The sequence below is a fragment of the Fulvivirga kasyanovii genome (genome assembly GCF_009711405.1).
Taxonomy (GTDB): Bacteria; Bacteroidota; Bacteroidia; order Cytophagales; family Cyclobacteriaceae; genus Fulvivirga; species Fulvivirga kasyanovii.
In genome coordinates, this window is the sequence record NZ_SMLW01000657.1 from 29,048 (window position 1) to 37,793 (window position 8,746).

The following is an 8,746-nucleotide window of genomic DNA, read 5'->3' on the forward strand; positions in this document are numbered from 1 at the left end:
CTTTTTAGCCATTGCTAACTGAAAAAATATCAGTAAGAAAATGTCAAAATGACATTTGTTGGGTGGATCATCGTAGATGAGAAACCATAAAAATGTCATTTTGATATAAAAGCAGTTTATACGAAGCTATCCAGATTTACTAGTAACAAGCCTAGTATTGAAACAAACACAGCCAGGGGCTAGCTGAGGTTTGCAAGGCCTTTTATAAACTGGATACCGCCAAAAAGAATGGCTCCCCAAAAGATAAGGCCTATGCCAGATGCTGTGGCTGCTATACCACCAGCACACCATAATGCACCATATAGCATATCTTTTTTTGCCCGTTCTTTTTTGCCTTTTCAACATGCTCAGCGACTTGTTCCACAATTTGTCTGGCGCTGTCCTGAGGTATTCCCTTACCTGTAAGGATATCTATAACTTCTGATGCTGATTTTTTTTCACTAGCCAGTAGGTGAGCAGTGTGTTTATAGACCTGATTGATCACCTGGGTCTAGTCATGTTGTGTGTTTTCCATTTTACTTTTTGAATAATAGTGAACGATACAGGGGCTTGTTTGGCATAGGTGGTAAAGACCCTGCCGTTAACAGTTCGATGGTGGGGCGTCTCAAAACTGTAACAATTCATGGGAAGGTCAACAGTGCCAATTGAGCAAAATACCATAAATTAAATTAAAGGTTAGTCATTTTCGCCTAATTTTTACATTTATATATGAAAAACATTCCCGTTTAGAGTGAGAATGTTTTCATATTTTATTATTGTAGAGACAAAGACAATATACTACTCTTTTAATACCATGTCTATACACATTACAGCCGCCATAATGAGTATTCTTACAGGGTTGTCAGCAGGGATTTTTTCGTCAATCTTGAGAACATAGTTATCGGCACTGGTAAACAGTTCCCGTCCAAGGCCTGCCCATTTTTTGCTTACATGAGCCATTTCAATATCATCTTTCACAAATTTAAAATCCCAGCTTGTCCATTTTCCTTTGAGAGTACATAGGTGGTTTTCATTGGCATCCAGTACTTTAAACTTGCCGCCGATAGAGAAAAACTGCTGTTTGAATTTCCCGATGAGGTTTTCATTTTCATCAAACACCTCAACAGAGGATAGGAAGATGGAGACTCCACGCTTAACGGTTAGTACCTTATCGCCAGCCGGGGTTTTAATCTCAATATGAAATGGAGTCATTCTTTTATAGTCAGTAAACCTCAGAAGCTTTGTGAAGAATCCCAGTTTTTCTTCACGGCAGTTCATAATGATCTGTTGGGTTTCCGGGTCATAGATGTCATAATTATTAGCGGCTTTGAACATTCCGACATGCTCTTTGACCAGATATAAATTTCGGCTTAAGGTTTTGTTCATGAGTGTGTTAAGTTTTGAAATTAAGGGGTGAAGTAAGATGAATTTTTCAACTTTTGCCAGAAATAAAATGGGTTCGGACATTTTCATTGAAATCGGTAATTCAACTCATGTCCGAACCCAAATATTTATATGCATATGTCCGGTGTTAACTCAAAAGTTTAATTTGCGGATATGCCAGGGTGTGGTTATTACATCTCCTCTTCCATTTCGTATTCGATCATATTAATTTCCAGGCCGCTTTCTTCCATAAAATCTTCACCTTCCATTAATATTTCCTCATCATCAGGATCAGGGTAGTACCAGTTTACAGTCACATCCTTTCCTTCATCTTTATGATCTTTTAGTACTCTCAGCATTTCGAGAATGGCCCTTGATGAACTGGTATTGAAGTAAGTCAGTTTCAAGTCCAGTTGAAGGTTCTTATCATCCTCGTTAAAAAATTCAGAGAACCAGGCAGATATTTTTTCATAAAACTCAAATGGTTCTTCCAGGTATGATTCTCCTGTAATGCTACAAATACCTGTTTTAGCGTTCAATTCTACTTGTGGGGTGAAGTAAGTGTCTCTGCTTCCTTCAATAAATAAATTTCGCATAGTTATTTTATATGGATTAATTATTTTAAAACATTTACTGAAATCGTGAAAAAGGAATGTTCCTGATCAACTTCCTTAGTATCAAGCTCTAATGAGTCTGATTTCAGGGCTACCTGGATCAGTCCTATATTTCCGCCTTTATGGTCAGCCTTTATTATGCTGCTCCTGTATTCACGCTTCATGGCCCTCAGGCCTTCGTGATCCAGCATATTTATTTCTTCGCATTTTGCGACAATTTGATCCAGTACATCATTTTTTATCAGATTACCGGAAATTAGGGTATAGCATGTTTGGGTTTCATAAACAGCTATGGTACCAACACCCCATTTCACTCCTGTCTCCAACTGGTTTTTTTCTGCAGAGTATAAGGCGATATTTTGTGCAAGCTCCATAAAAACCGAAAAGAGTCTGTTTCCTATTTTAGGGGGATCAAAAACTTTGTTCCGGATTTTTGTTCCTATTTCCGAAAGAATTATTTCATCAAATGGCCCCTTGTAGTATACAATGATGTCCCGATTTCTCAAGCTGCTATAGAAATCTACAAGGTTTTCATATTTTGGATTTTCCATTAAATATTAATTTATAGCTAGTTCGTTCTAATGAATTTATTGTTAAATCTTTATGGCTATCAGGGTAATGTCATCCCGCTGTTCGGCATCTTTTTTATGATCAGCCAAAGCCTTGTCAAAGTACTCTTTTTGAGATTGAAGGTCGAGATGGTGTACTTCTTCTATCAGCGACTTAAACCTCTTCTTGTTAAACCTTTTCCGGTTTGGACAATTTTGATCGATATATCCATCGGTAGTAAGGTACAGAATGGCCCCTTGGCAGAGCTCCAGGGTCTGACGAGAGAAATCCCTTTGAGCCGCAGTGTTGGCTCCCCCAATAGACTTTCTGTCACCATTGACTTCCAGTAGTTCACCGTCATTTATTATGTAAAGCGTATGTTTTGCACCGGCATAAGTGAGTTTTACTTTTTGGCCTCCATTAGGTTCTATCACACATATGCCCAGGTCCATACCATCGTGGTTCTGGCTTTCTTCCTGGCTTAGTTTTGTCCTTACACCTTCATGTAGTTTGTTCAGAACCTCAGCAGGATCCGTAATGCCTTTTTGGTTAATAATTTCATTAAGGGTGGTACTGCCAATCATTGACATCAGAGCCCCAGGCACACCATGGCCGGTGCAGTCTACAATAGAAACTATTTTTTTTCCTTCTGTTTCCTCCATCCAGTAGAAATCGCCGGAAACAATATCCTTTGGAAGATACGTGATGAAATTCTCAGGAAATAAACTGTTTATCAAGCTGTTTGAGGGGAGTATGGAACTCTGAATGCGCTGAGCATACTGAATACTAAATGTAATTTTTCTATGCTGTATCTCTAACTGTCCCTTTTGACTTTCCAACTCTTCCTGGGTTGCCTGAAGTTCTTCCATATTATGCTGCAGCTCGTTATTTTGATTGGTAATTTGCAGTTGCTGCGCTTTAAGCTTTTTGTTAGCTTTTCTCTTCTGGATGAAGCTGATAATGATAATAGTTAGTATCAGTGCGAAGAGGCCAAACATCCAATACGTGTATTTTAATTGTTCGTCCTGTAGCTTTTTATCTGCCTCCAACAATTGAATAGCCTTTTTTTGCTTCTCATCTTCCAGTGCCTTTCTTTTCAGTTCAAGGTTTTGCAGTTCTTTTTCTTTTTCCAGGGATACCAGCTCCCTGTTCTTTTTTTCAGTTTCAAGCTGCTGTTGGGCGAGGGCCAAGGCTTGCTCTGTACGCTCTTTTTCCAGCAACTGGTTTTTATACTCTATTTCCCGCAGTTCCTGGTCACGCTTTAATAAGGCAAGCTCTTTTTCCTTAAGTTTTATCTCATTCTCTTTTCTCTCAGACTCTACAGCCGCTCTTTCTTCTTCAGCAAGCAGGGTTTTGATCTCTTCCTCATTCCTTTCTATTTCCAACTGCTTTTTGAGCATCTCCTGCTTTTTAGCTTTTTCCTGCTCCTTCAATTTTTCGTTGAGTTCCCTGTGCAGCTCCAGGTATTTCTTTGCTTTGGTAGTATTATTGTCTTGCGTGTAGATCATGTGGAGGATCTTGTAGCTGGTGAGCAGTACTTCTTCAGCATTGATAGGCTCGGCTATTTCTATAGCATCACTGACAGATTTCAATGCCTGCGAAACATTGCCACTGACATAGTAATTTCCTGCCAGATAATTTTGGGTATTGGCTATCTCAATACTATTTTCTTCCTTTTCCCTGATCTTGAGAGCTATGTGATAGTTTTCTTTGGCCCTGGTATAGGATTTTAGTGTGGTGTACGCCACACCAATATTGATATGTAGGAGGGCCTTATCACCTTCTGTAAGCTTGGCCGGCTGCTTGTTGACGAGCTCAGTTACCTTATTAAAATATTCAAGGGATGCCTTAAGATCGCCGGTCCTTTTGTATATAAAGCCTATGTTGTTGTAGGCAGACGATAGCCCGACCAGGTCATTATTCTTCTTGTATTCCTCTGCCAGTTCGGTATTGTATTTCAGCGCGGACCTGTACTGTTTGTTAAGCTCACTAAGCAGGGAAAGCTCCTTGTAAGTATCTATAACCTTGGCTTTGTTCCCTGTGCGTTCATATTCCGACAGTAGCTTGGTTTCCGTAGTCATTGCATGAGGATAATCCTCCAGTTGCTTGTATGAATAAGCAATATTTTCCAGCAATACTATTCGTAAACGTGGTTCACTTTTGATCTCGTAGGCTTTTTTCAGGGCCTTTTCAAAATAACTTATCGCCTGGCCATGGGCATCCTGTGTTTGATACATACTGCCGATGTCAGCCAGTGTATTAATGTTCATTTGCGGATTGTTCAGCAGGTCAAATGCCTGAATAGCCACAAAGTAATATTTCAAAGCTTCGTTATATTCTTTCTTTTCGGTATAAGCCTTTCCCAGTACATGACTGCTGTTGGCCTCACCGGTAAGGTATGAGGTCTTTTTTGAAAGTTCGTATGCATTTCTGGCGGTTGAGATGGCGAGGTCAAAACTGCCTTGTTTCAGAAGGCTTTGGGCCTCCTGTAGCAACTGATTTGATTTGACAGAATCAGCGGCTTCTTTTTCCTGTGCCTCAGCGTTAAAATGTATTGTTGTTGCCAACAATGCATAGAAAGCAAAATAATAAAGGCGGAATATTCTTCTGTTCATCTATATAAAATCTGAATTTTTAAAATTTGACCTTTGCTCCAATGAGGTATATACCGGAGATGTCGTCAGCAAAAATGAATTCTTTGCTTCCGGAGCCTAGCGGGTTTCTCACATTGATGAAAATTTGATTTTCCTGCCATATTTTATAAGAGACCTTCAGCGCAGGAAGCAGCTTGGCAGATATTTCCTGTGTGCTGCCCAGGGCTGTTATTTGATGTTTGCCGAAGGCATAAAGGCTAGCACTAATGTTCAACTTGTCCAGCATGGTCTTATAGTTTGCTGTTATACCCCCAAAGTATTTAGGGGAAAAATCATCACCCAATGTAGTAGTGTCTCCATCGTAGCTGGTTTTCTGGAATGTTGCATGTGCATGAACCTTAAATTTTCCGGAGATCTTTGCGGTCAGGTTTGCCGTTAAACCGTTTCTGTTCAGTGTCGCAGGTGAATTCATCATTTGACTGTTGATGGTGTCACCACTTACAGGAGTGAGGGCTGTGATCTGCCCATTGGAGTTTTTAACATGGAAATAATCCAGTCCCAGAATGATTTTATCCGTTATACTGATCCTGGTGCCAAGGCTGTAGCCTTCACTTATAGCTACTTTCAGATCTTCGTTTATAGTATTTCTTATTACAGGGCCTTCTGCATTTGCGACAGTACTTTCATTAAAGGCATTGTAGGCAAACTCGCCTTGGTTTCCTTTTGCATAAGTAGCGCGTACAAGTACTTTTTTTATAGGCGTATACGCTGCTGCAGCCTGATAGCCCAGCACGTTTTCCCTTTCATAAAGATCATAACTAATACCTCCGTCCAGCGACAATTTATCTTCCATTAGCGATACATTCCCTTTGAGAAAACCTCCATAATAAGCGAGTTCCTTTTTCCCGTTGATGATATTCGGATAAGCATTGTCATCGGACAGGTGTTTGGTATCGTCGAACATTGAGCTCTGGTACCTTACACCGGGTGTGAGGGTTATACTTTTTATGGAATAGTTGTAGAATAGCCTGGCATTGAGTTTATCAACACCGAAACTATACCCAGGGTAGCCAACAGCCAGGTTCTGGTCAGCGGTTGTGTACGAAGCCTGCAAATGGAAGTTGCTGATCCTGGAGTTCAGATTGATGTATTGAGAAGATGATGTGCGCCTTGTTAAGGTCAATTCTTCAAAACTATAATGCACACTTTGTGCTTCCGAATCCTGGGATGAAATTGAAATATTAACATCTGTTTTGTCATTTGGAGCGTACTGTACAAAAGCGTTGAAAGCCATATCCTGTCTGGCCAGCGACCCATAGAGGTTGGTTTCTTCCACCGTGGATTGATAGAAGAGCAAGGAGTCGCTGGGAATGTACCTGTTTTCACCAGCTACATAATATTCGTCCTGAAACCTTCTGGTGTCAATATATTTGCCTGACAGCCTTACCAGTACCTTGTCATTGATACCAAAGCCTAAAGCAACATTGTTTACCAAAGTATGAGGGGTGCCTCCCTGAATATTGGCGGTTACACTAAGGCTGTTGCTCTCAGGTTTACTGGTAATAATGTTGATAAAACCATTAGCAGCGTCACGACCGTAAAGTACTGATGCAGGCCCTGCTACAACCTCTATTTTTTGAACATCACCTATGCTTACCGGTAAGGTTTCCCAGAATACACCACCTGAGAAGTGGTCGTTTACCGGCATGTTGTCAATCATGACCAGAACCATGCTGCTCTTATGCTGTTGCAGATTGGTTTGTCCGGGTATATTGTCAGTGCCAAATAAATGAACTTCATATAACCCATTGGTCTTTTGCCTTACCAGCAGGCCCGGGGCCAGCCTTAAAGCTTCGGGTATAGTGAGGGCTCCTGAGTTTTCGATTTCTTCACGGGTGATAACATAAGCCTGATAAGCAGTGCGATTTACATCCTCTTTTTTGCCTGAGGCAGAAGATATGTGTACAGTAGCATCACCTTCAAAATCTAGGTTAAGGATGTCCTGGTCTACTGTGAACCTGTATATGTCGTTATTCTGTGTCTCAGGGTCGCTGTTTTGAGCAAAAGCAGACCCTGCAAACAACACCAATATCAGGGTGAAATATTTGATTTTCATAATAAGAGTAAGTTTTGCTGTTAGAAATTACATCCGGAGAACTCGTATTGAAGACCATAGAAGCCTTTTCTACTAATGGCCACATCTTTTTCGTTGATATCGTAGATGAATACCTCTTCTTCAAAAAAGTTGGGATCACTAGCGTAAAAAGCCCCTTGAGCATAAACAGGGTTGTTAATACCATGGTAAGCTCTGTACGAATATCCACTGAAGTTATCTGGAGTGAATTGACGGATCTCGTATGGAATGAGCATTTTCGGATTGAAGGTTTCATCATACTTAAATTCACCTTTCTGCTCCCCGTCCATATTAAATACTTTCAGGACATTGCCCTTTTCGTCTAACTCATAGTCTTCGTGAAACGTGACATTGGTTTTCGCTGCGTCATCATATTTGCGCAATCCAATGAGCTGTTTTTCACTGTTATAAATGAAATCACTGTATGTAGTTGTTAAATAATACAGATCATGGGTTATCATTGATGTCAGGGTGCTGTCAGTATAATTTAATTTATGTTCCATATAAGGGAAGTCATTATAGTAGTGCTTGACGCTGTCCACACGACCACTGGCATCATAGTGCATAGTCCATTTTTCAGTATAAGAGGAAGGTGAAGGAGTATATGTATAAGCAATATCACTGACTTTCCCTTCATCATTGTAACTGAAAGTTGTTTCATAATTAGATGGATATATAATTCGGGAAAGTTTACAATCCTTTGAAATACAAGGTTCAACCTTTATCACATTGGAGTATGATGATGTTTTGTTCAGGCGTTTCGTCAACACCCTGTAGTAGTATGTTAGCCTGTAGTCCAGGCCTTCAACCACAATGGAGTTTGCGATAATCTCTACACGATTATATGTGCTGAGAATATTGGTAAATGCAGGGTCAGAGGCCACTTCTATCAGATAACTAGCTGCTTCATCTACCGTACTCCAATTGGCCGAAAATTCAAAAACCTTCTGTCCGGTAGCTTCAAGGGCAACGGGAGCCGGTAACAAACCTGTTTCTACGGAAATTATATTTGAATTATCCGATATGGTATTACCCTTTTTCGCCCTTACACGATAGTAGTAGATTTCTTCTACTGAAAGTCCGCTAACTATCACCGACGTATCGTGCACTTCAAGGGATTGAAACCCACTGACAAAGCTTGCGAAGTCAGGGTCAGGGGAAACATCGATAAAATAAATATCACTGCCTAACACTGGTTCCCAGGAAGCCTTGAAACTGGCTGAGGTAACTTCTGTTGCATCGAGTGCAATAGGGACAGGTTGAATGAAATCAGTTTCCTGCAATTCACATCCACCTAACAAAATCAATAAAACACCGATAAATAAGGTGTAAACCTTACGGCTTAAATAGAATAGTGCCATTTACTATAGAATGTAGTTTTTAACGTTCAAAATGAACTTTTAGTCAAAAAAATGGGGCGATACAAATCAATGTATCTGTGTTGGCAGTGCCTTTTCAAGAGTAGTGCCAATTACACAAATAATTGAATGGGC

At 40.2% G+C, this 8,746-nt stretch carries 7 protein-coding genes; all 7 read right to left on the reverse strand.

Going from position 1 to position 8,746, the window contains the following annotated elements; all coding sequences use genetic code 11:
- Positions 1 to 271: 271 nt before the first annotated feature.
- The 7 genes from E1163_RS25080 to E1163_RS25110 all read right to left on the reverse strand — a co-directional run bounded on the left by E1163_RS25080 (position 272) and on the right by E1163_RS25110 (position 8,614).
- Positions 272 to 484 carry a hypothetical protein gene (locus E1163_RS25080; RefSeq protein WP_155175557.1) on the reverse strand — a complete coding sequence of 71 codons (213 nt, stop codon included), beginning with the start codon at positions 482 to 484 and terminating at the stop codon, positions 272 to 274.
- A 293-nt stretch (positions 485 to 777) separates the two neighbouring features.
- A complete protein-coding gene (locus E1163_RS25085; protein WP_155175559.1) occupies positions 778 to 1,365 on the reverse strand; it encodes an LURP-one-related family protein in 588 nt (195 codons plus the stop codon).
- Positions 1,366 to 1,553: 188 nt separating this feature from the next.
- The gene (locus tag E1163_RS25090) at positions 1,554 to 1,958 is read right to left on the reverse strand and encodes a DUF1987 domain-containing protein (RefSeq protein ID WP_155175560.1); all 405 of its coding nucleotides are present in this window, start codon (positions 1,956 to 1,958) and stop codon (positions 1,554 to 1,556) included.
- A 20-nt stretch (positions 1,959 to 1,978) separates the two neighbouring features.
- On the reverse strand, positions 1,979 to 2,527 hold the full coding sequence (locus E1163_RS25095; RefSeq protein WP_155175562.1) for a SiaB family protein kinase: 549 nt from the start codon (positions 2,525 to 2,527) through the stop codon (positions 1,979 to 1,981).
- A 42-nt stretch (positions 2,528 to 2,569) separates the two neighbouring features.
- Positions 2,570 to 5,140 carry a SpoIIE family protein phosphatase gene (locus E1163_RS25100; protein ID WP_155175564.1) on the reverse strand — a complete coding sequence of 857 codons (2,571 nt, stop codon included), beginning with the start codon at positions 5,138 to 5,140 and terminating at the stop codon, positions 2,570 to 2,572.
- Positions 5,141 to 5,159: 19 nt separating this feature from the next.
- Entirely contained in the window at positions 5,160 to 7,235 is a 2,076-nt protein-coding gene (locus tag E1163_RS25105; RefSeq protein ID WP_155175566.1) for a TonB-dependent receptor plug domain-containing protein, read from the reverse strand.
- Between the two features lie 20 nt (positions 7,236 to 7,255).
- Positions 7,256 to 8,614, reverse strand: coding sequence for a fibronectin type III domain-containing protein (locus tag E1163_RS25110; RefSeq protein ID WP_155175568.1), 1,359 nt, complete (start codon positions 8,612 to 8,614; stop codon positions 7,256 to 7,258).
- Positions 8,615 to 8,746 lie beyond the last annotated feature (132 nt).

Excerpts from the sequence above, each read along its gene's own strand:
- E1163_RS25100 (WP_155175564.1), bottom strand. The coding sequence starts at position 5,140 with ATGAACAGAAGAATATTCCGCCTTTATTATTTTGCTTTCTATGCATTG.
- E1163_RS25110 (WP_155175568.1), bottom strand. The coding sequence starts at position 8,614 with ATGGCACTATTCTATTTAAGCCGTAAGGTTTACACCTTATTTATCGGT.
- E1163_RS25095 (WP_155175562.1), bottom strand. The coding sequence starts at position 2,527 with ATGGAAAATCCAAAATATGAAAACCTTGTAGATTTCTATAGCAGCTTG.
- E1163_RS25090 (WP_155175560.1), bottom strand. The coding sequence starts at position 1,958 with ATGCGAAATTTATTTATTGAAGGAAGCAGAGACACTTACTTCACCCCA.
- E1163_RS25085 (WP_155175559.1), bottom strand. The coding sequence starts at position 1,365 with ATGAACAAAACCTTAAGCCGAAATTTATATCTGGTCAAAGAGCATGTC.
- E1163_RS25105 (WP_155175566.1), bottom strand. The coding sequence starts at position 7,235 with ATGAAAATCAAATATTTCACCCTGATATTGGTGTTGTTTGCAGGGTCT.